The sequence below is a fragment of the Streptomyces sp. ISL-100 genome, from assembly GCF_018614615.1.
Classification (GTDB): Bacteria; Actinomycetota; Actinomycetes; order Streptomycetales; family Streptomycetaceae; genus Streptomyces.
On record NZ_JAGGOK010000008.1, the window covers coordinates 36,845 to 58,453 of the forward strand.

The following is a 21,609-nucleotide window of genomic DNA, read 5'->3' on the forward strand; positions in this document are numbered from 1 at the left end:
GGGGCGCCGCGGTTGAAGTCCGCGGGCTCGCAGACCGCCCCCGCCGCCGGCACTCCGAACCTCCGGAAGGACTGTCGTGACCGAGACCGTGCCCGCGCCCCGCTACACCACCTACGTGCCGCTAACTGACCTCACCCCTGCCCCCGGAAACCCGAAGCGCCACGAGGTCGAACGGATCATCGAGAGCATCACGACGCACGGCTTCGTCGACCAGCCCATCGCCGACGAACGCACCAGCACCATCCTCGGTGGACATGGCCGTCGTGAAGCCCTCATCGAGATACAGTCACGCGGCGCCTCGCTCCCGGACGGGATTCTCCTGGACAACGACGGCGGGTGGCTCGTCCCCGTCCAACGCGGCTGGGCCTCCCGGTCCGATACCGAGGCCAAGGCCCTGAACATCAAGCTCAACAAGATCGGTGCAGACGGCGGGTGGCAGCCGCGCTCTCTGGCCACCTACCTCGAAGACATCGTGACGGCTGATGCCGAGCTGTTCGACTCTCTCGCCATCCCCGAGGACGAGTTGGAGAGCCTTCTGCGCCAAGTCGATCCCGAGACACTGCCCTGCGCCGTCAACGAGAACCAGGCGCCCGCGCTGCACCTGCCCGACGACCGAGACGAGGACCTGGGCGGCGACGGTCTCAGCCCAGACGACGAGGGACGTGCACGCCTGGCCAACTGCCCGGCCTGCGGCCACATGTTCACGCCCGGACGATGAGGAGCCGCCCTATGTCACTCCGCCGCAAAGCACGCAGCGTCAACAAGGGCGGACGGCGCAGCCTGCTGACCGAAGAGGTCGAGGGCCGCATCATCGTCGCCGCCCGCACCGGCATCGCTATCGAACTCGCCGCCGAAGCCGCCGGCATCTCGAGCGCCACCTACCGCCGGTGGATGGCCCGCGGCCGTGCCGAGGTGACCGCCCGGGAGGACGGGCAGAGTCCGAGCCGGGATGAAGACCCGTACGTCGAGCTGTTCGAGAAGGTCCGCACGGCCCGCGCGATGGCCGCTGCCCGCGCCATGGCCAACGTCAGGCGCGTGGCCGACGGCGGGATCGTCACCAAGGTCACCACCCGGAAGTTCCGTGATCCGGAGACCGGACAGATCGTCGAGGAGGTCACTGAGGACCGCACGGCACCGGACTGGCGTGCGGACGCCTGGTACCTGGAACGACAGCACCGCCATCACTACGGCAAGGACGCTGCCATCGCCGTCGAGATCACCGGTCTGGATAGTGGCGACACAGCCCAGGAGGAGCGAGTGGACCTTGGTGCGCTCGCTGAGCGGCTGAACCAGACGCTGTTCGCGGTGCAGTACCCCGACCCGCCGGAGCTGGAGGACGGCAGCGTCGTCGACGCTGAGGTGATCGACGGCTGATCAGCGCCTCCAGAGGGCAGCACGCGACACTAACCCCGGTAGCCCTGCACGGTGCCCCCTCCCTGACCACAGTCACCGGAGGGCACCACCCATGCAGATCATCACCCGCTCCCAGTGGGGCGCGAAGCCCTGGAACGGCACCCCGGCCGCCATCTCCCTCAGCCGCCGTACGGAGTTCTTCGTCCACTACGACGGCGGCACCCCCATCACCCGCACCGGCTACTCGATCATGCGCGCCATCGAGGCCGAGCACATGGGGCAGGGCTGGGCGGGCGTCGGCTACAACTTCGTCGTCGACCAGCAGGGCAACGTCTACGAGGGCCGCGGCTGGTCGCTCCAGGGCGCCCACTGCCCGAACCACAACGTGTCCGGGATCGGCGTCCAGATCGCCGCCGGCGGCAGCCAGGAGCCCAGCGCCAAGGCGCTCGCAGCGTGCCGCGCCCTGTACGAGGAGGCGTGCAAGAAGACGGGACGCTCCCTCGCCAAGCGCGGCCACAAGGACGGTTTCGCCACGGCCTGCCCCGGCACCAAGCTCTACGCGTGGGTCAAGGCGGGGATGCCGGCCGGGGACTACAAGCCCGCGCCGGACCCCGGCGGCTCCACCGGCGCCGGGGGTGGGTCGTCCGTCACCCGCTACCAGGCCACCATCAACGGCCTGACGTACGGGTACGGGGCCAAGGGCGCGCATGTGACCCAGGTCGGCGAGGCCCTGGTCAAGCGCGGCTTCGGCCGTCACTACACCTCCGGGCCCGGCCCGACCTGGACGGATGTCGACACCGAGAACTACCGCGACTTCCAGAAGTCGCTGGGGTACAGCGGCAAGGCAGCTGACGGTGTCCCCGGTGAGGACTCGTTGAAACGGCTCCTCGGCGCCCTGCCCGGCAAGGTGACCGCCAAGCCCATGCCGCCGTTCCCCGGCGCCTCCTACTTCGGGCCGGGCAAGAACAACTCGCATATCACCCTGCTCGGAACGCAGCTCGTGAAGAAGGGCTTCGGCCGCCACTACACCTCCGGGCCGGGCCCGAAGTGGTCGGACGCGGACCGCAAGAACGTCGCCGACTACCAGCGCTCCCGCAAGGAGCTGAGCGGTGACCCGGACGGCATCCCCGGGTCGCTCACCTGGCGCCTGCTGTTCTCCTGATCCTGCTCCCTGGTCGGCCCGCCACAACGCGGGCCGACCAGCAACCTTGAAAGGCCCCGCTCCTGTGGCAGGCGAGACCGTCATCACCCTGATCGGCAACCTGGTCGACGACCCCGAACTCCGCTTTACCCCCTCCGGCGCCGCCGTGGCGAAATTCCGCGTCGCCTCGACCCCGCGCACCTTCGACCGGCAGAGCAACGAGTGGAAGGACGGCGAAAGCCTTTTCCTGACCTGTGCGGTGTGGCGGCAAGCTGCGGAAAATGTCGCCGAGTCGCTGAGCCGCGGCACCCGCATCATCGTGCAGGGCCGCCTCAAGCAGCGCTCCTACGACGACCGAGAAGGCGTCCGACGCACCGTGTACGAACTCGACGTCGAGGACGTCGGCGTGAGCCTGAAGAACGCGACCGCCAAGGTCACGAAGACCGGTGGACAGCGCCCGAACCCTAACGGGGCCGGGCGTCCCGTGGCCGATGACCAGTGGGCCACCGAGCCTCCGTTCTGACCGGCCAGAAACGAGCGCGCCGCGCAGGGTGTCTCCTGCGCGGCGCGTCGTCTTACGCGGCCGGTGCGATCCAGGCGTATGGCAGGGCCAACTGGCCGTCGCCGACGTCGCCCGAGGGCTTCTGTTCGCCGGTGGTGGGCGGCTCCCCAGTCCCGTCGTCCTGTGCTGGCGGTTGCGGTTCTGCCGGGTCCGGCTCCTGGGGCGGTGCCGGCGGATCAGTGACGATCGGCGGCACGGGGGTGGTGACCGGCGGCGCCGGGTCGACCGGAGGCGGGCCGGGCAGCACCGGCGGAGTCTCCGGCTCGGTGGGCTTCGGCTCCTCCGGCTTCGGGTCCGGAGTCGCGGGCGTCTCCGGCTCGGGCGGATCAACCGGCTCCTGCGTCTGGCCGTCCCCGGACGGCTTGGGGTCTGGCGTGGGGCTCGGGTCGGTGGCCGGGGGTGTCGTCGAGGTACCGCCAGTCGACGCTGCGGGCGCCGGATCAGTGACCACGACCACGCTGCCGGCGCCATCCCCGGTGTGCGCGCTCGATTCCCCTTCGTTGCTCTCGGCGGGCGGAAGCTCCAGCCCCGCGGCCAGCGCGACGATGTCCTCGGCGCCTGGATCGCCGGTAGGTGCGCTCCCTCCGCCGACGCCCAGTACAGCCTGGGCCGCCATCAGTACCGGCGCGTCGACCGGCGCGTCCTGCGGGGAGAACAGGATCGTGTTCACGTCGGACTCGTCGAGCCCGAGCGTCCCCAAGGTGAGCGCAGCCAGGCGGGGCGGCAGCGGCTCGGCAAAGCTCACGGTGTTCGCCTGCGCCTGGGTCGCCTTCTTCACCAGCCCTTGCTTGAGCAGATCCAGGTATTCATTCAGTCGGCCCTTGTCCGTGCCCCATAGGACGTACCGGCCGGAGCGAACCATGTTCGGGTACAGCTCCCGGGAGCCGTCCTGCTTGCTCCACGTCTCGGCATATTCGCCGTCTCCGAAGATCCGCAGCCCCAGGCGCTCAGCCCCATAGCTGAACGTGAAGATAGTGCTGTCCGGGCCGGTAGCCGCTTTGGTGGCCATCACCATGCCATCGGAGTCGGTGCACTCGGCTTCAAGGTTGTCGATGGGGTTGCAGTCGATCCTGCCCGCATCGGAGAAATCCATGAAGTCGCGGGCAGTGAACGGCTCCGGCCCCAGGTTCTTGTCTCCGACGGGAGCGTTCGCCGCGTCTGGACTCACGTCTGGGGTGCTGGCCGCGGTCGGTGCCTGATCTTCACCGGTGGCATGGCCCAGTGCCCATGTCCCAACGAACGCCGGCAGCAGGGCCGCAGCGATGGCCCACTTCTTCGCGCGGCCGCCGCCCGCTCGTGCGGGGGCGGCTGTCGGCTCATGCGGAGGCGGCGGCAAGTCGACGGGCGGGGCGGGCTCGGCGGGCGGTGCCAGCAGCTCGTCGAAGTCCCGGAAGTCGCAGTGATCACGCACCAAGCGCTCCACCTGCTCTATGGGCAGGTCGGGCATGGCTGAGCTGACCTGTCGCACCGCCGAATTGAAGCTCTGCGGGCTCAGGAACAGGTGGCGTTCGCCGTCGAGATTGACCACACCCACGTCGGTGAGCGGAACGTCGTCATCATGGGCGTCCGGACCAAGGACGTGGATCTTGATAGGCGGCAGGGAGGAAGTCACGACCGCTTCCCCACGGTCATGCCACCAGATATGGCACTGGTCAACTCAGGCGATCTTTCTCTTCACTGCTCTGCAGAATGCGCGCGATGCGTGCGGCCGTCTTCTCGGCCCGCTCCGGGGTGATGGCTTCGATGTCGGTGAGGACAAGGTGGCCGCCGCCGGGCAGGTCGATCTCTTGACGGTGGATCTCCGGCTCATCCAGACCATCGTCCGTCCCGGCGTCATCCCGGGTCTCGGGCGGGTTCTGGGCGTGCTCGTACGCCCGGAGCATCGCTTCCTTGGTGGCACGCACACGCGCGGGGTTGCGACGGTTCCCGGGCTCCAGCGATCCCGCGGCGGCCAGCATCCGCTGGGTCTCCTCGTCGTGAGGGATAGGACCGCCGTCCAGCGCCCTCTCCAGACGCTCGCTCTGGTCAGCGCGTCGCGACATGCGCTCTACCCTCTCGTGATTCAACCCGTGTACCGACAACTCTGTTTCTGCCCACAGCCGCCGTCAGCAGTTCCTCGACCAGTTGTGAGGAAGACTCCCCAGCTGGCATGACCTCGGCAAGCCTGCGCAATGACCGTACCGTCAATGTACGCACAGCACCGTCCGTCTTCCCCATGATCTCCGCGGTACGCCCAGGACTTTCCCCGTCGAAAAAGCGCAGGATCAGGACTTGCTGCTGCTGAGGCCGGAGCTTGTGTAGGTGGGCCGCCACGGCTTCGGCGAGGGCTTGCCGCTCGGCGTACTCCTCGGGCCCCTGGCCGATGCGTGGCCGGTCGAGTTCGAGGTGATCGGCATACAGCACCTCGGATGGTCGGCGCTGCACCGACCGCAGGTAGTCGAGGGCTGTGTTCTTCGTGATCGTCCTCAGCCACCCGTGGAAGTTCGTACCGGGCCGGTACATGCTGACGTTCTGGGCGAGCTTGAGCCAGACCTCCTGGCTCAGGTCCTCTGCAACGTGAGCGTCCCGGATGTAGAAGCGGACCCAGTTGTAGACGGTGTCGTTGAGCTCGTCGTACAACGCCGCGATGGCATCGGCCCCGTCTGGCCCGCCTGCTGCGGCGCGTGTGACCAGGGCTTCCACAATGTCTGTCACGGCGCGCTTCCCCCAAGTGCCGATACCGCGCTGATCTTGCAAACGTCACCTGAGCGCGACCTCCACCGCTTCCCCACAGGAGGAGGATCATCTTCCGCGGCGACGTTGAGGCAGGATAACCGGTCATTTACGGACTCAGTCGAACGGGTTAGCGATACCTGTCGACGCACGCTGTGCTATACGGTGCAGCACACGCCGGGAGAGCAACCCGGCGCCCTGACCCCGACCGAAAGGCTCACCGCCATGCCCTCGAGTGCCACCGACCACGCACTGATGCGACTGCCCTTCGAGGAGTGGATCTCGCTCAGCGTTGCCGCACAGCACGCCGAAGTCGACGAGAGCACGGCCGCCACCCTCGCCCGTGTCGGCCGTCGACGCGGCATCTTGCGATCCCGGGGCAAGGGGCCCGCACAGCAGGTCATGCGGATCTACCCCGGCCCGCGCCGCCCGCGCACCCGCGCGCTGGGACTCCAGCAGTAGCACCCACGCACACGCGACACGTTCCGCAAGAGGATGCCCGCCAGCCACGCGACCGGACCGGGCCCCTGCTCCGCCGCCGCCTCACCGCGCCCTCCAGCTCGGCGGCCCCCGACCGGGGTGTAACAGATTTCGCTGATCCACGTACGTACCGGTGCCGGACTGAACACAACCGGCTCCGTCCGGCCGGAACGCCGGGGGACACCTACGAGTGGACAAGGACGAAAATGCCTCGCGGTGGCTCCAACGTATTGCTGAGTTTCGAGACGATTGCCGATCGCATGGAACTCACAAAGCGCACGGTCCTCGATAACTACAGGACTTGGGATATCCCCGTCGTGCGCATCAGCGATCGCATTCTCCGCGTCCGGGAGCGCGATTTCGAGGCATGGCTCGACGCCCGCACGCAGTGAATCGGCGCGCCGGCCGGGCGTTTATCGCAGCAAATTGAAGGCGGATCGCCGACGGCGCCACCCCCACATGAAGGCTTGACCAGCCATGGCTGCGCCTACGTAAAGTCCAACTCCCCTGGCCAGGGAGTCATCTACGAACCGATCAAGATCGCGAAAGGCGTCCCGTGGCACGCAAGCCCACTGTCTACAAGCGGTGCGACTGCCCCGACCAGAACAGGCCCAAGAAGGGCGGCTGTGGACATAGTTGGTCCTACAACCGCACGAACGACGAGGGCAACCGCACGCGCGCGACGATCCCCGAGTCCGTCGGGCTGACCAGGGCCCAGGCGCAGGCCGTCCTCGACGGCATGACTCCAGGCGTGGAGCCGGAGCCCGTCGAAACGAACCTCACCTTCAAGCAGTGGGCAGCCGACTGGCTCAGCAGGCGCCGCGCGAAAGAGATCAGCGTCAGCAGCTACGAGACGGCTATACGTCTCCACCTCAACCCGCGCTGGGGCAACCAACGCCTGCGCACCATCAAGAAGGCCCAGGTCGAAGCGTGGGTTCAGGAGATGGAAGCGAATCCGAAGCTCGCCAACTCCACCGCAGAGGGCCATTGGAAAGTCTTCAAGATGATCATCAAGGACGCGCTCCAGAACGGGAAGATCAACGCCAATCCCTCCTACGAGGTTGACGGGCCCTACGTCGGCGAGTCGACCTCATACGTCTTCAGTGCGGAGGAGTGCTGGGCGCTCTACGACGAGTTCCCCGAGCAGTACCGGCCGATCCCCATGCTGGGCTTCGCCTGCGGCCTCCGGCAGGCCGAGGCTCTTGGTGTGTGCGACGACGTCATAGACCTCGACAACAGGCTGCTCACCGTTCGGCGACAGGTACTCAGGACCAAGGAGACGCGCTACCGCCCCACCGTCGTAGACCGACTCAAGACGAGCCCACGCCTGTACACGAAGTCGGTGCCGATACCTCCGTACCTCCAGGAAGTCCTGGAGGAGTACATGAAGCGTCACCCGCCGCGGAGCACGGAAAACATCCTGTGGGAACACAAGAAGAAGATGGACGACTGCAAGCGCGGCACGGTGCGGGCGTTGTTCTGGACGCCGCGCAAGAACCTCAACTGCCGGAACCACTTCAACGACGGCGTGTGGAAGCCCGCACTGTTGAAACTGGGCATCAAGGACGAGGAGGGCAACCTTCCGACCTTCCATGATCTGCGGCACACCTTCATCTCCACGTGCCTCCAGAATAAGATCCCCGAGCACACCGTGGCCGCGTGGGTGGGCGACTCCGTCGAGGAGCTGCGCCGCACGTACAGCCACCTCCTGCGGGATCACGCCGACACCCACGGAGCGGTAGCCGCGAGCCTGACTGCGCGGCCGAAGCCGTCGCCAGTGCACGTCGCGGCGGCATGACGAACTGACCCCCGTGCTCGCTGCCCCTCGTGGCAGCGGCAGCCAGGGAGCCCCCTCGATAGCGGGGCTGAGGCCGAACACGGGCCTCAGCCCCGCTTCTGCGTTTCTCGGCTCGCTGGTCTCGCCTCCGCGCCGGCGCCCTCAAGGACCACCGGATCAGGTGATGCGCGCCACGTCGTTGACGCTTGCTCTCAAATGGGGCAGGCAAAGGGGTACAGGCTGGCCAGGGCTTCGAACCCTGCTCGGCCACCGTGGCGGCATCAACTGGATGGCCCAGGACAGAGAGCTTTTGTCGCAGGTCAGGCCCCATCGTCGCCATCCGCAGCGCCCTGGCCCCGTGGCTACTCTGATGGCTACGTACGTAGCCACACGGACCCGTTTCAGCCCGTACGTACCGGGGTCTGGGATAGCCCTCTGCGGGTATGCGAAAGGGCCCCTGACCAGCAATTAAGCTGGCCAGAGGCCCCTTCCGGCAGGACGAGTCGGCCTGTACGCCGGGTTCTGTCGCCCGGTCGCCTCGCGGCGGCCGGGGAGACGGCCATCCATCTAGGACCGGCGTTGCCGCCGGCCTCGTGCGGTCTACCCGCGGACTCGGGCGGGCAGCCCTCGATCGTCCGCGCAAGGCCGTCTTGCGACGACCTCTCTTGACCTTGCTCCAGGTGGGGTTTACCTAGCCGCCTGAGTCACCTCAGGCGCTGGTGGTCTCTTACACCACCGTTTCACCCTTACCGAGGACCGAGGTCCCCGGCGGTCTGTTTTCTGTGGCACTGTCCCGCGGGTCACCCCGGGTGGCCGTTAGCCACCACCTTGCCCTGTGGAGCCCGGACGTTCCTCGGGAAGATCCGAAGATCTCCACGCGGCCGTCCGCCCGGCTCGTCTGCCGTGCCGACCATGCTACCCGCCAGGCCGGCGTGGTTGACCTTGCCGCAGCGTCAGGGTTTCTACTGGCCCCATGCGGATCGGAGAACTCGCCGCCCTCGCCGGGGTCACCACCCGGGCTGTGCGGCACTACCACCACCAGGGCCTGCTGCCCGAGCCCCCGCGGCTGGCCAACGGCTATCGCGTGTACGGGGTGCGGCATGCCGTCATCCTGGCCCGGATCAAGCGGCTGACCGAACTCGGACTCGGCCTCGACGAAGTACGGGACGTCCTGGCCGACGACGCCGGGGCCGAACTCGCCGTCGTACTGCACGAGCTCGACGCGGACCTCGCCCGGCAGGAGGCAGAAATCCGGCGTCGGCGCGAACGGCTGGCGGGGCTGCTGGCACAGGCCAAGGCCGGGACGCTGCCCGCCGAGGGGCCCGTCCCGCCCGCGCTGGCCGAGCTGCTGGGCGGGCTGCCGGTCACCGATTCGCCGTCGGCTGCCAAGGACCGGGAGCATCTGACGCTGCTGGCCGGTGGTGAGGAGAGCGAGCGGATCCTGGAGGCGATGGCTCCGCTGACCCGGGACCCGCAGGTGGTGGCGTTGTACGAGCGCCTCGACGAGCTTGCCGAGGCCTCACGCGACGACCCCCGGATCGGGCCGCTCGCCGACGCGCTCGCGGCGGCCGTCCCGGACGCGGTGGTCGCGGCGATCCCGGCAGAGGGGCCCGTCGCCGCCGCGGGTGCGTACGGCGAAGCCATGCTCGCGGACTTCGCTCCTGCCCAGGCCGCGGTCGTACGACGGGTGATGGAGCTGCTCGCGGACAGGATGCGGCGGTGAGGGCAGCGGTGAGGGGGCGCGCTGCGGCGGCCTTCGTCCTGGCGGCCGAACTCGCGCTGGTTGCCTGCCTGCTGGCCGGCATTGACGTGCCCCGTGCGGTGATCGTCGCAGCCGAGGTACTGGTGCTCGCGGCGCTGGTGTGGCAGGCGCTTCGCGTGTGGCGGCTGTACGTCGGTGGGGGCTGGGCGGCGGTGCGGGCCGCCGCCCCGGTGCGGGCAGTGCGGCTCGTCGGGCACGAGCTGCGGGCGCTGCACAGCCTCGCGCTGTGGGTGGCACGGCGGCGGCACGGGGTCGGGCCGGGGGCCTACGCGGCGCCGTACACCGGGCCGCAGACAGCGATGATGTACGGGCTCCTCTTCGTCGCCGTCGTCGAGACCGTGATGCTGGCGCTGCTTATTCCGTGGCCGCTGGTGCACCAGATCGTGCTGTTCCTGGACGTCTACACGATCGTCCAGATCCTCGGCCTGCACGCCGGCTGCGTGACCCGGCCGCATGTTGTCGGCACGGACGGGTCGCTGCGGATCCGGTACGGCGGGTTCTACGACGTCCGCGTGCCGGCTGCCGCGATAGGGACCGTACGCGTCGAACGCCGCTACACCGACGCCAAGGAGACCGGCGTCCTCGGCCTTGGCGTGGGCGGGCAGACGAGCGTGCGGCTGGAACTGACCCGGCCCGTCGCCTACCTCCGGCCGCTCGGGGCGCGCCGCGAGGCGCGGGTCGTACGCTTCCACGCCGACGACCCGGTCGCGCTCGTCGCCGCCGTCACGCGGGGGCGAACACCACCTTCGCCGACCCCGGGTCCGCCTGCGTGAGCCGTACCCTGATCCGCTCCCCCAGCGGGAGATCCCCGTCGCCGCCCTCCACACGGCCGACGACCGCCACGTCTTCCAGGTGAACGACGCCGACGGCCCGGTCGCGCTCCTGCACATCGACCACATGGGCGTTGAACAGTTCGCCCACCCGGTCCTTGAGCAGCGCCGCCTCGACAATGTCGACGCACTCGCGCTCGACTGTTCCCGCCCGCCGCGTCCCCAGCGCCATCTCCGCCGGGAGGCCGGGCAGTGCCTCCCGTACCCACTGCGGCGGCTCCTCGCCCGCGACGGCGGCGACGCACAGCTCGCCCGCGTAGCGGTCGACGAGGCGGCGCAGCGGGGCGGTGCAGTGCGTGTACGGGGCGGCGACCGCCGCGTGGACGGCGGGGACAGGCACCTCGCCATTCGTGAAGACGGTGTAGCCCGCGCCGCGCAGCAGCGTCGTGCACTCCTGGAGGAACGCGGCGTGCGCGGCCTTCGTCGGGTCCAGGGAACGGACGATCTCGGCGTACGACGTGTGATGCGGCCACTCGATGCGCAGCGCCTTCGCGGACCGGCGCAGGCGCGCCACCTCGCCGAAGGGGGCGGCGGGCAGGGTGCGCAGGATGCCGGTGCCGGTGGCGGTCATGCCCTCAGCCGGAGGCTGCCCAAGCATCACTGTGGCGGCGGCCATGCCGGTGAGGAGGGAGATCTGGGCGTTCCAGCCGTCGGCGGGCAGCGGGGCGCGGAAGCCGAGGAAGTACGAGTCGCCGTGCTCCACGATCTCCTGCTCCGGTACGTTCAGCGAGATCCCGCCGCGCTCGCGCTCCAGCCTCTCCCGCAGCAGCCCGATGTCGCGGAGCAGCGCCACCGGCTCCTCGGCGGTGCCCGCGTCGATCTGCTGCTGGACGCCGGAGTAGTCGAACCTGGCCCGGCTGCGGACGAGCGCCCGGCGCACGTCGACCACCTCGACACGACCGTGCGCGTCGAGGTCGATGCGCCACAGGAGGGCGGGGCACGTCTGGTCGGGGAGCAGGCTCGCGGCGCCCTCGGACAACTGCGGCGGGTGCAACGGAACCTTCCCGTCCGGGAAGTACAGGGTCATCACCCTGCGGTGCGCCTCGGCGTCGATCGCACCGCCCGGTGCGACGAAGGCGGCCACGTCCGCGATCGCGTAGTGCACGCGGTAACCGCCGCCCTCGCGGCGGGTCAGGTGCATCGCCTGGTCCAGGTCGACGGAACCCGGCGGATCAATCGTGAACAGCGGGATGCCGGTCGCGTCGTACGCGGGCAGCCGGGGCGCCTTCGCGGCCTGTTCCGCTTCCGCGAGGACGTCGGCCGGGAACTCGTCCCGCACATCGAGCGTGGTCCGCAGCGCACGCAGGGCTGCCCGGAGCGGAGCCTCCGGTGCACCGGTCACATGGATATGGCGGCGGGGCATGGTCCGAGCGTAGGCCGGGTGGGGCCGGGCGGCACGGCGGGATCCGCTTACCCTGGCGTTTCACTGTGTACGTATCCGAAGGAGTTCCGCTGTGCTCGTGCTCTTGCCGCCGTCCGAAGGAAAGGCCGCCGGCGGTTCCGGCGCGCCCCTGAAGCCGGAGTCCCTCTCCCTGCCGGAGCTGGCCGGGGCGCGGGCCGCGGTGCTGGACGAGCTGGTGGAGCTGTGCACCGCCGACGAGGAGAAAGCGCGGGTCGTCCTCGGGCTGAGCGAGGGGCTGCGCGGCGAGATCGCCAAGAACGTCGAGCTGCGGACCGCCGGGGCGCGGCCGGCCGGGGAGATCTACACCGGCGTGCTGTACGACGCGCTGGGCCTTTCCACCCTCGACGCTGCCGCGCGCAGGCTGGCCCGGCAGTCGCTGCTGGTGTTCTCCGGGCTCTGGGGCGCGGTCGGCATCGGCGACCGGATCCCCTCGTACCGGTGCTCCATGGGCGTGAAGCTGCCGGCGCTGGGCGCGCTGGGGGCGTACTGGCGCGAGCCGATGGCCGCCGCGATGCCGGTTGCCGCCGGTGACGGGCTGGTGCTGGACCTGCGGTCGTCGGCGTACGCGGCGGCCTGGAAGCCGAAGGGGGACGTGGCGGGGCGGACGGCCACGGTGCGGGTGCTGCACTCGCAGATCGACGCGGCGGGGGTCGAGAAGCGGTCCGTGGTCAGCCACTTCAACAAGGCGACGAAGGGCCGGATCGTACGGGACCTGCTCCTGGCGGGAGCCGCTCCCGCCGACCCGGCGGAGTTGGTGTCGGTGCTGCGGGATCTGGGGTACGTCGTGGAGGCGTCGGCACCGGTGAAAGCGGGGAAGGCGTGGGGGCTGGACGTGGTGGTGAGCCAGATTCACTGAAGGGCGTTGCATGATGCGCAACGCTCGTTGCGTGTAACGCCTCTCGGCGGCAGGATGTCGGCATGACTTCCCTGCTCGACCTCGCGCCCGTCGTCCCTGTCGTTGTCCTGGAGGACGCCGCCGACGCGGCGGCGCTCGCGCGGGCGCTGGTCGCGGGCGGGCTGCCGGCGATCGAGGTGACGCTGCGGACGCCCGCCGCGCTCGACTCGATCCGGGCCATCGCGGCGGAGGTGCCGGACGCGGTGGTCGGGGCCGGCACGGTGATTTCCCCGGCGGGCGTCGACGACGCTGTCGCGGCCGGGGCGCGGTTTCTGGTGAGCCCGGGGTGGACGGATGCGCTGCTGGACGCGATGAAGGCGTCGGGGGTGTCGTTCCTGCCGGGGGTTTCGACAGCTTCGGAGGTCGTGGCGCTGCTGGAGCGGGGCGTGACGGAGATGAAGTTCTTCCCGGCGGAGGCGGCGGGTGGCACGCCGTACCTGAAGTCGCTGGGCGCCCCGCTCCCCCAGGCCCGCTTCTGCCCGACGGGCGGCATCACGCTTGCCTCTGCGCCGTCGTATCTGGCACTGGGCAATGTGGGCTGCGTGGGCGGCACGTGGATGCTGCCGGCGGCTGCGCTGGCCGCGAAGGACTGGGGGCGGGTGGAGGCGCTGGCCCGTGAGGCGGCGGGGCTGCGGCGGTAGCGCCTGCGGCGGGCTCATTCCCCACCCCGCCCCTTCCCGAACTGCGGGCAAGCCCCCAGCCCCCAGACAACACAGACGCCCTACGGGCGTGTCCTCAAACGCCGGACGGGCTGAAGACACCGGGGGTGGACCACTGGGGCTCCGCCCCAGACCCCGCTCCTCAAACGCCGGAGGGGCTGGATTTTGCCGGGCACGGCTGCACATCCGTAGGGAGCGGTGTTCGGGTCGTGCAGTCCCGAATGCCGTTCCCGTAGGGCCCGGCACCCGGAACCGTCACCGTCACCGATCAGCGAAGGTGCGACGTGTCGTTCAGCAGGCGCAGCGACGCGTTGCCGTCGGCGTAGTACGCCACCGCCGACAGCGACGCCGCCGACAGCTCCATGCGGAACAGAGACTCCGGCGGGGCGCCCAGCGCCAGCCGTACCAGCGTCTTGACCGGCGTCACGTGGCTGACCACCAGGACCGTACGTCCCGCGTAACGGGCGATCAGCTTGTCCCGCGTCGTCGACACCCGCCGCGCCACCGTCGCGAAGCTCTCGCCGCCGCCCGTCGGCGCCGCCTTCGGGGAGGCCAGCCAGGCGTCCAGATCGGCGGGGTACCGCTCCCGGACCTCGCCGAACGTAAGGCCCTCCCACGCCCCGAAGTCCGTCTCGCGCAGGCCCTCCTCGATGCGTACGTCCAGCCCGAGCCGCGCCGCCACCGCCTCCGCCGTCTCGCGGCAGCGCCGCAGCGGGGAGCTGACGATCTCCTGGATGGTGCCGCGCGCGGCCAGGGTCGTGGCGACCGCCTCGGCCTGGCGGCGGCCGATCGCCGAAAGCTCGGGGTCGGATCCCCCGCTCCCGGAGAACCGCTTCTCAGGGGTGAGCGCGGTCTCACCGTGGCGCAGGAGCACGAAGGTCGCGGGCGTACCGAGGTCCGCGGAGGCCCCCCAGCCGACGGTCGCGGCAGCAGGCGCAGGCTCCGCCTCCGAGGCGTCCGGCAAGGTCAGCGGCTCAGCCACCGCGCGCCCCAGCGCGGCCCGCGCCTTCGCCGCGCCCGCCACCGCGTCACCCACCACACGAGGCGGGCCGGAGGCAGCGGCAAGGTCGGCCATGGAAGCCGACGGCTCCCACTGCTTGCCCTTCTTGCCCGCGTCCATCGCCTCGTTGGCCAGCCGGTCGGCGTGCTTGTTCTTCTCCCGGGGGATCCACTCGTAGGTGACCCGGACGCGCGGGAAGACCGTCGCGGCCTCGGCCGCCAGCGGCTTCATGTCCGGGTGCTTGATCTTCCAGCGGCCGGACATCTGCTCGACGACGAGCTTGGAGTCCATGCGGACGTGGACAGAAGCGTCGGGCGCGAGCGCGTGCGCCGCGCGCAGGCCGGCGATCAGTCCCTTGTACTCGGCGACGTTGTTCGTGGCGACGCCGATGTACTCGGCGGCTTCGGCGAGCGTCTCCCCCGTCCGAGGGTCCAGGACGACCGCGCCGTAGCCGGCGGGCCCCGGGTTGCCCCGGGAGCCGCCGTCGGCCTCGATGACGAGGCTGCGTCCCATGGCTACAGGCCGGACTCGGACGTACGGACAAGGATGCGGCGGCAGTTCTCGCACCGCAGCACCGTGTCGGGGGCGGCGGCCCGCACCTCGTTGACCTCGGTGATGTTGAGCTCCAGCTGGCAGCCCTCGCAGCGGCGCTGGTAGAGGCGGGCCGCGCCGACGCCACCGGACTGGACGCGGATCTTCTCGTACAGCTTCAGCAGGTCGGCGGGGATGGTGGCGGAGGCGACCTCGCGCTGCTTGGTGGCCGTGGCGACCTCGCCGTCGATCTGCTGGGTCGCGGCGTCGCGGCGCGCGGTCGCGTCGTCGACCTTGGCCTGGACGGAGGAGACGCGCTCGGTCAGCTCGGCGACGCGCTCCTGAATGGACTCGCGGCGCTCCATGACTTCGAGGACGACGTCCTCCAGGTCACCCTGGCGCTTGGCGAGCGAGACGATCTCGCGCTGGAGGTTCTCCAGGTCCTTGGGGGACGAAACGGCGCCGGAGTCGAGGCGCTGCTGGTCACGCGCGGCGCGCTGGCGGACCTGGTCGACGTCCTGCTCAGCCTTGGTCTGCTCGCGGGTGGTGTCGCTCTCCTCGGTCTGCGCTGCGACCAGCAGGTCGCGCAGCTGCGCCAGGTCCTTGGTGAGCGTTTCGATCTCGGCGTGCTCCGGGAGGGAGTTGCGCCGGTGGGCGAGCTGGGAGAGGCGGAGGTCGAGGGCCTGGACGTCAAGGAGACGGATCTGGTCGGCGGGCGCGGCGTTCAGTTGGGGGCTCCAGAAGAGTGGTGGGTGGTCCAGGGGTCGGTGACCGTCTTCGAGACGTGGACGCGCAGGTCCCATCCGTGACGGTCGGAAATCTCGTCGAGCTGTGCGGCGGCCTGCTCGCACCAGGGCCATTCGGTGGCCCAGTGCGCGGCGTCGATCAGCGCGAGGGGAGTGTGTTCGCGGGCCTCGGAGGCCGGGTGGTGGCGCAGGTCGGCCGTAACGAAGGCGTCGACTCCTGCTGCCCGTACGTCGGCGAAGAGGCTGTCGCCGGAGCCGCCGCTGACGGCGACCCGGCTGATGAGGGCGTCCGGGTCGCCGGCGACGCGGACGCCCTGCGCGGTGGCGGGCAGCCGGGCGGCGACGCGGGCGGCGAAGTGGCCCAGGGTGGCCGGAGGGTCGAGCTCGCAGACGCGGCCGAGGCCGCGGCGGCCGGAGGAGTCGGTGGGGTCGGGGATCAGGGGCCCGGTGACCCGCAGGTCCAGCGCTCCGGCGAGGGCGTCGGAGACGCCGGGGTCGGCGCTGTCGGCGTTGGTGTGGGCGACGTGCAGCGCGATGTCGTTCTTGATGAGGGTGTGCACGGCGCGGCCCTTGAAGGTGGTCGCCGCGACCGTCGTCGTACCGCGCAGGTAGAGCGGGTGGTGGGTGACGAGGAGGTTCGCGCCGAGCTTCACGGCTTCGTCGACGGTCTCCTGGACGGGGTCGACGGCGAACAGGACCCGGGTCACTTCGGCGTCGGGTTCGCCGCAGACCGTACCGACCGCGTCCCAGCTTTCGGCCCGCTCGGGGGGCCAGAGGGCGTCGAGTGCGGCGATGACTTCAGACAGACGGGGCACGCAGACAGGTTACCTGCGCTGCGTGCCCCGCCGGCCATGGCGTACGCGGCCTACTTGGCCAGGTACCCGCGCAGGTCGTCGAGGACCTCGTCGGCGGCGGTCACGCCGAGGCCCAGGTACCAGGTCTCGTCCGGTACGTCCTTGGCCTGCCCCTTCTTCACAGCGCCGAGCTTCTTCCAGAGGGCGTTGTCCTCGGCCTTGTCCTGGCTGGTGGCCTTGGGGTCGCCGTAGACGCCGGTGAAGATCCAGTCGCCGTCGGCCTCGTCGATCTTCTCGGGGCTGATCTCGGCGGCGAGGTCGTTGATCTGCTGGTTCGCCGGTCGCGGCAGGCCGGCGTCTTCAAGGATCGTGCCGATGAAGGAGGCCTTCGCGTACAGGCGGATCTTGCCGGGGAGGTAGCGGACCATCGAGATGGTGGGCTTCTTCCCGGCCGTGCCGATGTCCGTGCCGAGCTGCGCGGCCTTCTTCTCGTACGCGGCGAGCTTGGTCTTCGCGTCGGCGCTCTTGTCGAGGGCGGCGGCGTTGAGGAGGTAGTTCTCCTTCCACGTGAAGCCCGGGCGGATGGAGAAGACGGTCGGCGCGATCGCCGACAGTTCCTTGTACTTGTCGGCGGCGCGCAGCTGGCTGCCGAGGATCAGGTCGGGCTTGAGGGCGGCGATCGCCTCAAGGTTGAGGCTGTTGATGGTGCCTACGCTCTTGGGGGCTCCGGCGTCCTTCTTCAGGTAGCCGGGGATGCCTTCGTCGCCCTCGGCGGGCGCGTAGCCGACGGGCTCGATGCCGAGCGATACGACGTTGTCGAGTTCGCCGACGTCGAGGACGACGACGCGCTTGGGCGCGGCCTTGAGCTCGGTCTTGCCCATGGCGTGGGTGAGGGTGCGCGGGAACTGGCCGGGCTTGCTGTCCGTGCCGTACGCGGCGGTCTTGGCGGCGGCGTCGCCGAAGTCCTTGCCCCCCTGTGCGACGGCCTTCTTGTCGCCGCTGCCGGTCGCCTCCTGGCTCTTGGTGTCGGTGTCGCCGCCCCCGCAGGCGGTGAGGGCGAGTGCCGCGGCCACGGCGAGGGAGACTGCGGCGGCACCGCGGCGTCGTACGGACATCAAGAGCTCCTGCTGGGGGTGGGTTAGGTTCGCCTTACTTTATCGCCACGGGTGTACCGCCCAGCACACCCGCCCCCGCCGGCTCAGCCGAATCGGGTGATGGCCACCCTTATGTGTGAAGTGGGCGGTCTCGTGTTGTTCGGCAGGAAGTGCGAAAACTAGCTTCGGTCGCCGGAGGTGATGGCCTGATGACGGCCTGTGCCATCGAGACCGCGGCCGACGGCGACGCGGTGCGCGAGGCGGCGTTCACAATCGCCGCTGACGGTTCCTACGCCGCACGGCTCGCGGGTGAGGGAGACGCGCGGTTCCCCGAGCGCTGGACGCTCGACGGACCCGAGCCCTACGCCGTGCCACTGCCGGCCGACCAACCCGAGGAGCCGGACACCGGACTGCTGCCGATGGCGGACGGCCGGGTGCTGATCCACCGGCGCGAGGGAGGCGCCTCGCACGCCTTCGGCAGCGGCGGGGGCCGGCACTGCTTCTCCCTGCTGTACCCGACGGGGCCGCGGACCGGGGAGCTGCCGGTGGGCGCGGTCGAGTGCGAGCGGCTGGAGCTGCTGCCGCCGGCCCCGGACGGCTCACGTGCGTACGCCCTGTCCGTGGGCGAACTGTCCACCACCGTATGGCAGGTGGCGGGCGGCACCCTCGGTCCGGAGCATGTCGCCGAGGTCGCGGGGCGCTGCTCGGGCGGCGTATGGCTCGACCGTACGGGACGGATGCTCGCCCTGGACCGGGAGGCCGACGGGGTGACGAAGGCGGTGGCGGTCGACCTGGAGCGGGGCGGGGAGGTGACGCCGCTGCTGCAGATCGCGGAGGGCAGCAACGACCGGCTGCTGCTCGCGGATCCGGACAGCGGGCTGCTGCTGATCCGGTCGGACGCGCCGGGGCGCGACCGGCTGGGGTGGGGTGTGCTGGGGAGCATGCTGCCGGTGCGTTTCCCGGAGTGTCTGGCTCCGGCCGACTGCGCGGTGACGCCGTTCGCGGTGCAGCCGGGGCAGGTACTGACGCCGGAGAGCTGCGCGGTGGCGCTGCGGGTGGACGGGGTGGCGGGGAGGAGCTGGGTCGGGGTGTGGCGGCCCGCCGGGCGGAGGCTGCATCACCTCGCGGCACCGCAGGGGTGGTTGGCGGGGACGGGCCTCTGGACGCGCGACGCGGTGCTGCAACTACCGTACGTTACGGGGGCGGTGCCGTGCGGGGTGGCACGTTTCGATGCCCCGGAAGACGCGATGATCACTGAACCCCCACAAGTGGAATCCGCAGGTGGGGAACCATTCCGGGCTCCGGACACTCCTGTGGTGTGCAAGCCCGTACCGCTCCAGCAGGCGCCTCTCACCGGGCGCGGGGCACGTGATTAACTCGGTCCGGGGCTACGCAGTCGTTGCGGCTGAACGCCGACGGTGACGGCGGGGCGGGCCTTGCACCACTGAAAGTGATCGCAGCGATTCCAGGGGATCTCCCAACATGTCTGAAGCCCGAACCGACACGACCCACACGCGGCCGCAGCCTTCGGCCGCCGAACGGGCCGACGCCGGCCACCGCTCCGGTAGGCACCGCGGGGGTGCGGCCGCGAAAGAGGATTCCAGCACTCCGGCGCACGGCCGCCACCGGCGGGCGTAGGGGCCTTTTCGCCGGAGGGGCTCCATAGGAGCCCGTCCGGCGATTGAGGACGCGCCCGCAGGGCGTCTGTGCGGTCCGGGGGTCTGGGGGCCTGCCCCCAGTTCGTGAAGGGGCAGGCGGGGAAGGGGCGGGGTGGGGTGGGGAAGAAGCCCGCCGCAGGCGTCCCCGCTCACCTCCGCTTCAGACCCAGCACCTCCGCCGCCGCGAACGTCTCGTTCGGCGGGCGACCCGCGAAGTGCGGCGACAACTGTTCCGCCAGCTCCTCGTACGAGAAAACCTCCTTCGCCGTATCGAACTTGGCCGCCACCTTCGGCCGTTCCATGACCGCGACCATGCCCCCGTGCACGACGAGCAGCTGACCGTTGACCCGTCCCGCGGCCGGTGACGCCAAGTAACCGACCAGCGGCGACACATGCTCCGGAGCCAGCGCGTCCAGCTCACCCCCCGCCGGCTCCGCGAAGCCGGCGAACACGTCCTGCGTCATCCGCGTACGCGCACGCGGACAGATCGCGTTCGCCGTAACGCCGTACTTCCCCAGCGCCAGCGCCGTTGACGTCGTCAGCCCGACGATCCCGCCCTTCGCCGCCGCGTAGTTCGGCTGCCCGGCCGACCCCGCCAGGTACGCCTCCGACGACGTGTTGACGATCCGGCCGTAGACCGGGCCGCCCGCCGTCTTGGACCGCGCGCGCCAGTGCGCCGCCGCGAAGTGCGTGGTGTTGAAGTGGCCCTTGAGGTGGACGCGGATAACCGAGTCCCACTCGTCCTCGGTCATCGAGAAGACCATCCGGTCGCGGAGAATCCCCGCGTTGTTGACCAGGATGTCCAGCTTTCCGTACGTATCGACGGCCAACTGGACCAGCGCGCCCGCCTGTTCATGGTCCGACACGTCGCCGAGGTGGGCCACGGCCTGCCCGCCCGCCGCCCGGATCTCCGCGGCGACCTCCTCGGCCGGGGCCGCCGACGCCTCGCCCGAGCCGTCGCGCCCGGGCTGCCCGTAGTCGTTGACGACGACGCTCGCGCCGAGCCGGGCCAGTTCCAGCGCCTCCGCGCGGCCGAGGCCACGGCCCGCGCCCGTGACGATCGCGGACAGGCCGTCGAGTGGCAGTGACATCGAAGACATCCAAGCCCCCCTCAGATCTCGATGCACGTGCGCAGGGCCTCGCCCGTACGCATCTGGTCCAGCGCGTCGTTGATCCCGTCCAGCCGCACCCGGTGGGTGATCAGGCCGGCCAGATCGATCCGGCCCGCGCGCCACAGGGCGATGGCCCGCTCGTACGAACGCAGCACGTCGCCACCCCCGTACATCGACGGCAGTATCCGCTTCTCGTCGAAGAACAGCTCGAACATGTTGACCTGGAAGAAGTCGTCCATGGCCCCCGCGCCGACGACGCACAGCGTCCCGCCGCGCCGCGTCGTCTCGTACGCCGTGCGGGCCGTGGCCGCCTTGCCGACGACCTCGAAGACGTAGTCGAAGCCCTCCCCCGCCGTAACGCGCTGCTTGGCGTCGGCGAACTCGTCCGGCGACACGGCCTCCGTCGCGCCGAACCTCAGCGCCGCCTCCCGCCGCGACGCGACCGGGTCGACGGCGATGATCTGCGCCGCGCCCTGGACGCGCGCGCCCTGGATCGCCGAAATCCCGACGCCACCACACCCGATGACGGCGACCGACGAACCGGCCTCCACCTGCGCCGTGTTGATGGCCGCGCCGAGCCCCGTCGTCACTCCGCAGCCGATGAGGGCGGCGATCTCGTACGGCAGGTCGTCGGGGATCGGGACGGCGCAGCCCGCGTCGACCACGACCTCCTCGGTGAAGGTGCCGGTCCCGGCGAAGCCGAAGACGTCACCGCCGGGGCGCTTGAAGTTGGGCGTGCCGGCGTTCATGAGGCCGGCGAGGCACAGGTGCGCCTGGCCGCGCTTGCAGGACGGGCAGGCGCCGCACGCGGGCAGCCAGCAGACGAGGACCCGGTCCCCCTGACTGAGGCCCGTGACTCCGTCACCGACGTCGATGACCTCGCCCGCGCCCTCGTGCCCCGGGATGAAGGGGGCGGGCTGCGGCAGTACGCCGCTCATCGCGGAGAGGTCGGAGTGGCAGAGTCCGGTGGCCCGGACGCGGAGCTTGACCTTGCCGGGCCCGAAGCCCACCGCCTCGACGTCGTCGAGGACTTCGAGCTTGTCCTGCCCTATCTCGTGCAGTACGGCTGCGCGCACGGTACGGCTCCCTTCACGACGTTCA

The 21,609-nt window shown here is 70.4% G+C and carries 22 protein-coding genes and 1 other RNA gene; 12 read left to right on the forward strand and 11 right to left on the reverse strand.

Annotated features, from left to right (window positions below; all coding sequences use genetic code 11):
• The first annotated feature begins 76 nt into the window (after positions 1-76).
• The 4 genes from J7E89_RS04580 to J7E89_RS04595 all read left to right on the forward strand — a co-directional run bounded on the left by J7E89_RS04580 (position 77) and on the right by J7E89_RS04595 (position 3,017).
• Positions 77-718: a ParB N-terminal domain-containing protein gene (locus J7E89_RS04580; protein ID WP_214968654.1), complete on the forward strand. Its 642-nt coding sequence runs from the start codon at positions 77-79 to the stop codon at positions 716-718.
• Between the two features lie 11 nt (positions 719-729).
• Positions 730-1,374: a hypothetical protein gene (locus J7E89_RS04585; RefSeq protein ID WP_214968656.1), complete on the forward strand. Its 645-nt coding sequence runs from the start codon at positions 730-732 to the stop codon at positions 1,372-1,374.
• A 91-nt stretch (positions 1,375-1,465) separates the two neighbouring features.
• Positions 1,466-2,515, forward strand: coding sequence for a peptidoglycan-binding protein (locus tag J7E89_RS04590; protein WP_214968658.1), 1,050 nt, complete (start codon positions 1,466-1,468; stop codon positions 2,513-2,515).
• Positions 2,516-2,579: 64 nt separating this feature from the next.
• Entirely contained in the window at positions 2,580-3,017 is a 438-nt protein-coding gene (locus J7E89_RS04595) for a single-stranded DNA-binding protein (protein WP_374196781.1), read from the forward strand.
• Positions 3,018-3,069: 52 nt separating this feature from the next.
• On the opposite strand, the gene J7E89_RS04600 is transcribed toward J7E89_RS04595, so the two are convergent.
• The 3 genes from J7E89_RS04600 to J7E89_RS04610 are packed head-to-tail and all read right to left on the reverse strand — an operon-like array spanning position 3,070 to position 5,750.
• Positions 3,070-4,668: a hypothetical protein gene (locus J7E89_RS04600; protein ID WP_214968660.1), complete on the reverse strand. Its 1,599-nt coding sequence runs from the start codon at positions 4,666-4,668 to the stop codon at positions 3,070-3,072.
• Positions 4,669-4,708: 40 nt separating this feature from the next.
• Entirely contained in the window at positions 4,709-5,098 is a 390-nt protein-coding gene (locus J7E89_RS04605; RefSeq protein ID WP_214968662.1) for a hypothetical protein, read from the reverse strand.
• Positions 5,082-5,750, reverse strand: a complete 669-nt coding sequence (locus J7E89_RS04610; RefSeq protein ID WP_214968664.1) for an RNA polymerase sigma factor — start codon at positions 5,748-5,750, stop codon at positions 5,082-5,084. Before J7E89_RS04610 ends, J7E89_RS04605 begins: the two co-directional genes overlap by 17 nt.
• 243 nt (positions 5,751-5,993) lie before the next feature.
• Between J7E89_RS04610 and J7E89_RS04615 the strand changes: the two genes are divergently transcribed.
• From J7E89_RS04615 to J7E89_RS04620, 3 genes are all read left to right on the forward strand, one after another.
• Positions 5,994-6,230, forward strand: coding sequence for a hypothetical protein (locus J7E89_RS04615; protein ID WP_214968666.1), 237 nt, complete (start codon positions 5,994-5,996; stop codon positions 6,228-6,230).
• A gap of 278 nt (positions 6,231-6,508) precedes the next feature.
• Positions 6,509-6,640, forward strand: coding sequence for a hypothetical protein (locus J7E89_RS41735; protein ID WP_285439197.1), 132 nt, complete (start codon positions 6,509-6,511; stop codon positions 6,638-6,640).
• 164 nt (positions 6,641-6,804) lie between these two features.
• Positions 6,805-8,046 carry a tyrosine-type recombinase/integrase gene (locus J7E89_RS04620; protein ID WP_214968669.1) on the forward strand — a complete coding sequence of 414 codons (1,242 nt, stop codon included), beginning with the start codon at positions 6,805-6,807 and terminating at the stop codon, positions 8,044-8,046.
• Positions 8,047-8,520: 474 nt separating this feature from the next.
• Here J7E89_RS04620 and rnpB read toward each other — a convergent pair.
• Positions 8,521-8,922: RNase P RNA component class A (rnpB, locus tag J7E89_RS04625), an RNA gene on the reverse strand.
• Positions 8,923-8,998: 76 nt separating this feature from the next.
• Between rnpB and J7E89_RS04630 the strand changes: the two genes are divergently transcribed.
• Both J7E89_RS04630 and J7E89_RS04635 read left to right on the forward strand, forming a co-directional pair.
• Positions 8,999-9,748, forward strand: coding sequence for a MerR family transcriptional regulator (locus J7E89_RS04630; protein ID WP_214968671.1), 750 nt, complete (start codon positions 8,999-9,001; stop codon positions 9,746-9,748).
• Positions 9,745-10,560, forward strand: a complete 816-nt coding sequence (locus J7E89_RS04635; protein WP_214968674.1) for a hypothetical protein — start codon at positions 9,745-9,747, stop codon at positions 10,558-10,560. Before J7E89_RS04630 ends, J7E89_RS04635 begins: the two co-directional genes overlap by 4 nt.
• Here J7E89_RS04635 and J7E89_RS04640 read toward each other — a convergent pair.
• Positions 10,511-11,980: an RNB domain-containing ribonuclease gene (locus J7E89_RS04640; RefSeq protein WP_214968676.1), complete on the reverse strand. Its 1,470-nt coding sequence runs from the start codon at positions 11,978-11,980 to the stop codon at positions 10,511-10,513. The genes J7E89_RS04635 and J7E89_RS04640 overlap by 50 nt on opposite strands.
• 91 nt (positions 11,981-12,071) lie before the next feature.
• Here J7E89_RS04640 and yaaA point away from each other — a divergent pair, with 91 nt between their 5' ends.
• Together yaaA and eda are read left to right on the forward strand one after the other, a co-directional pair.
• Positions 12,072-12,875, forward strand: a complete 804-nt coding sequence (yaaA, locus tag J7E89_RS04645; RefSeq protein ID WP_214968678.1) for a peroxide stress protein YaaA — start codon at positions 12,072-12,074, stop codon at positions 12,873-12,875.
• Positions 12,876-12,937: 62 nt separating this feature from the next.
• Positions 12,938-13,555, forward strand: a complete 618-nt coding sequence (eda, locus tag J7E89_RS04650) for a bifunctional 4-hydroxy-2-oxoglutarate aldolase/2-dehydro-3-deoxy-phosphogluconate aldolase (protein ID WP_214968680.1) — start codon at positions 12,938-12,940, stop codon at positions 13,553-13,555.
• A 286-nt stretch (positions 13,556-13,841) separates the two neighbouring features.
• On the opposite strand, the gene J7E89_RS04655 is transcribed toward eda, so the two are convergent.
• Genes J7E89_RS04655 through J7E89_RS04670 form a run of 4 tightly spaced genes read right to left on the reverse strand, consistent with a single transcriptional unit; the run spans position 13,842 to position 17,759 of the window.
• Positions 13,842-15,086: a bifunctional RNase H/acid phosphatase gene (locus tag J7E89_RS04655; RefSeq protein WP_214968682.1), complete on the reverse strand. Its 1,245-nt coding sequence runs from the start codon at positions 15,084-15,086 to the stop codon at positions 13,842-13,844.
• 2 nt (positions 15,087-15,088) lie between these two features.
• A complete protein-coding gene (locus tag J7E89_RS04660; RefSeq protein WP_214968843.1) occupies positions 15,089-15,832 on the reverse strand; it encodes a zinc ribbon domain-containing protein in 744 nt (247 codons plus the stop codon).
• Positions 15,829-16,665 (reverse strand): Nif3-like dinuclear metal center hexameric protein, encoded by an 837-nt coding sequence (locus tag J7E89_RS04665; protein ID WP_214968684.1) that lies wholly within the window; start codon positions 16,663-16,665, stop codon positions 15,829-15,831. Before J7E89_RS04665 ends, J7E89_RS04660 begins: the two co-directional genes overlap by 4 nt.
• Before the next feature lie 50 nt (positions 16,666-16,715).
• Positions 16,716-17,759, reverse strand: coding sequence for an ABC transporter substrate-binding protein (locus J7E89_RS04670; protein WP_214968686.1), 1,044 nt, complete (start codon positions 17,757-17,759; stop codon positions 16,716-16,718).
• Positions 17,760-17,947: 188 nt separating this feature from the next.
• Here J7E89_RS04670 and J7E89_RS04675 point away from each other — a divergent pair, with 188 nt between their 5' ends.
• A complete protein-coding gene (locus J7E89_RS04675; protein ID WP_214968689.1) occupies positions 17,948-19,114 on the forward strand; it encodes a hypothetical protein in 1,167 nt (388 codons plus the stop codon).
• A gap of 431 nt (positions 19,115-19,545) precedes the next feature.
• Here J7E89_RS04675 and J7E89_RS04680 read toward each other — a convergent pair whose 3' ends face one another.
• Positions 19,546-20,487 carry a 3-oxoacyl-ACP reductase gene (locus J7E89_RS04680; protein WP_214968845.1) on the reverse strand — a complete coding sequence of 314 codons (942 nt, stop codon included), beginning with the start codon at positions 20,485-20,487 and terminating at the stop codon, positions 19,546-19,548.
• A gap of 20 nt (positions 20,488-20,507) precedes the next feature.
• Positions 20,508-21,584: a Zn-dependent alcohol dehydrogenase gene (locus J7E89_RS04685; protein WP_214968691.1), complete on the reverse strand. Its 1,077-nt coding sequence runs from the start codon at positions 21,582-21,584 to the stop codon at positions 20,508-20,510.
• Between the last annotated feature and the right edge of the window lie 25 nt (positions 21,585-21,609).

Excerpts from the sequence above, each read along its gene's own strand:
- J7E89_RS04615 (WP_214968666.1), top strand. The coding sequence starts at position 5,994 with ATGCCCTCGAGTGCCACCGACCACGCACTGATGCGACTGCCCTTCGAG.
- J7E89_RS04655 (WP_214968682.1), bottom strand. The coding sequence starts at position 15,086 with ATGGGACGCAGCCTCGTCATCGAGGCCGACGGCGGCTCCCGGGGCAAC.
- J7E89_RS04630 (WP_214968671.1), top strand. The coding sequence starts at position 8,999 with ATGCGGATCGGAGAACTCGCCGCCCTCGCCGGGGTCACCACCCGGGCT.
- J7E89_RS41735 (WP_285439197.1), top strand. The coding sequence starts at position 6,509 with ATGGAACTCACAAAGCGCACGGTCCTCGATAACTACAGGACTTGGGAT.
- J7E89_RS04605 (WP_214968662.1), bottom strand. The coding sequence starts at position 5,098 with ATGTCGCGACGCGCTGACCAGAGCGAGCGTCTGGAGAGGGCGCTGGAC.
- J7E89_RS04590 (WP_214968658.1), top strand. The coding sequence starts at position 1,466 with ATGCAGATCATCACCCGCTCCCAGTGGGGCGCGAAGCCCTGGAACGGC.
- J7E89_RS04670 (WP_214968686.1), bottom strand. The coding sequence starts at position 17,759 with ATGTCCGTACGACGCCGCGGTGCCGCCGCAGTCTCCCTCGCCGTGGCC.
- J7E89_RS04680 (WP_214968845.1), bottom strand. The coding sequence starts at position 20,487 with ATGTCACTGCCACTCGACGGCCTGTCCGCGATCGTCACGGGCGCGGGC.
- J7E89_RS04640 (WP_214968676.1), bottom strand. The coding sequence starts at position 11,980 with ATGCCCCGCCGCCATATCCATGTGACCGGTGCACCGGAGGCTCCGCTC.
- J7E89_RS04585 (WP_214968656.1), top strand. The coding sequence starts at position 730 with ATGTCACTCCGCCGCAAAGCACGCAGCGTCAACAAGGGCGGACGGCGC.
- J7E89_RS04675 (WP_214968689.1), top strand. The coding sequence starts at position 17,948 with ATGACGGCCTGTGCCATCGAGACCGCGGCCGACGGCGACGCGGTGCGC.
- eda (WP_214968680.1), top strand. The coding sequence starts at position 12,938 with ATGACTTCCCTGCTCGACCTCGCGCCCGTCGTCCCTGTCGTTGTCCTG.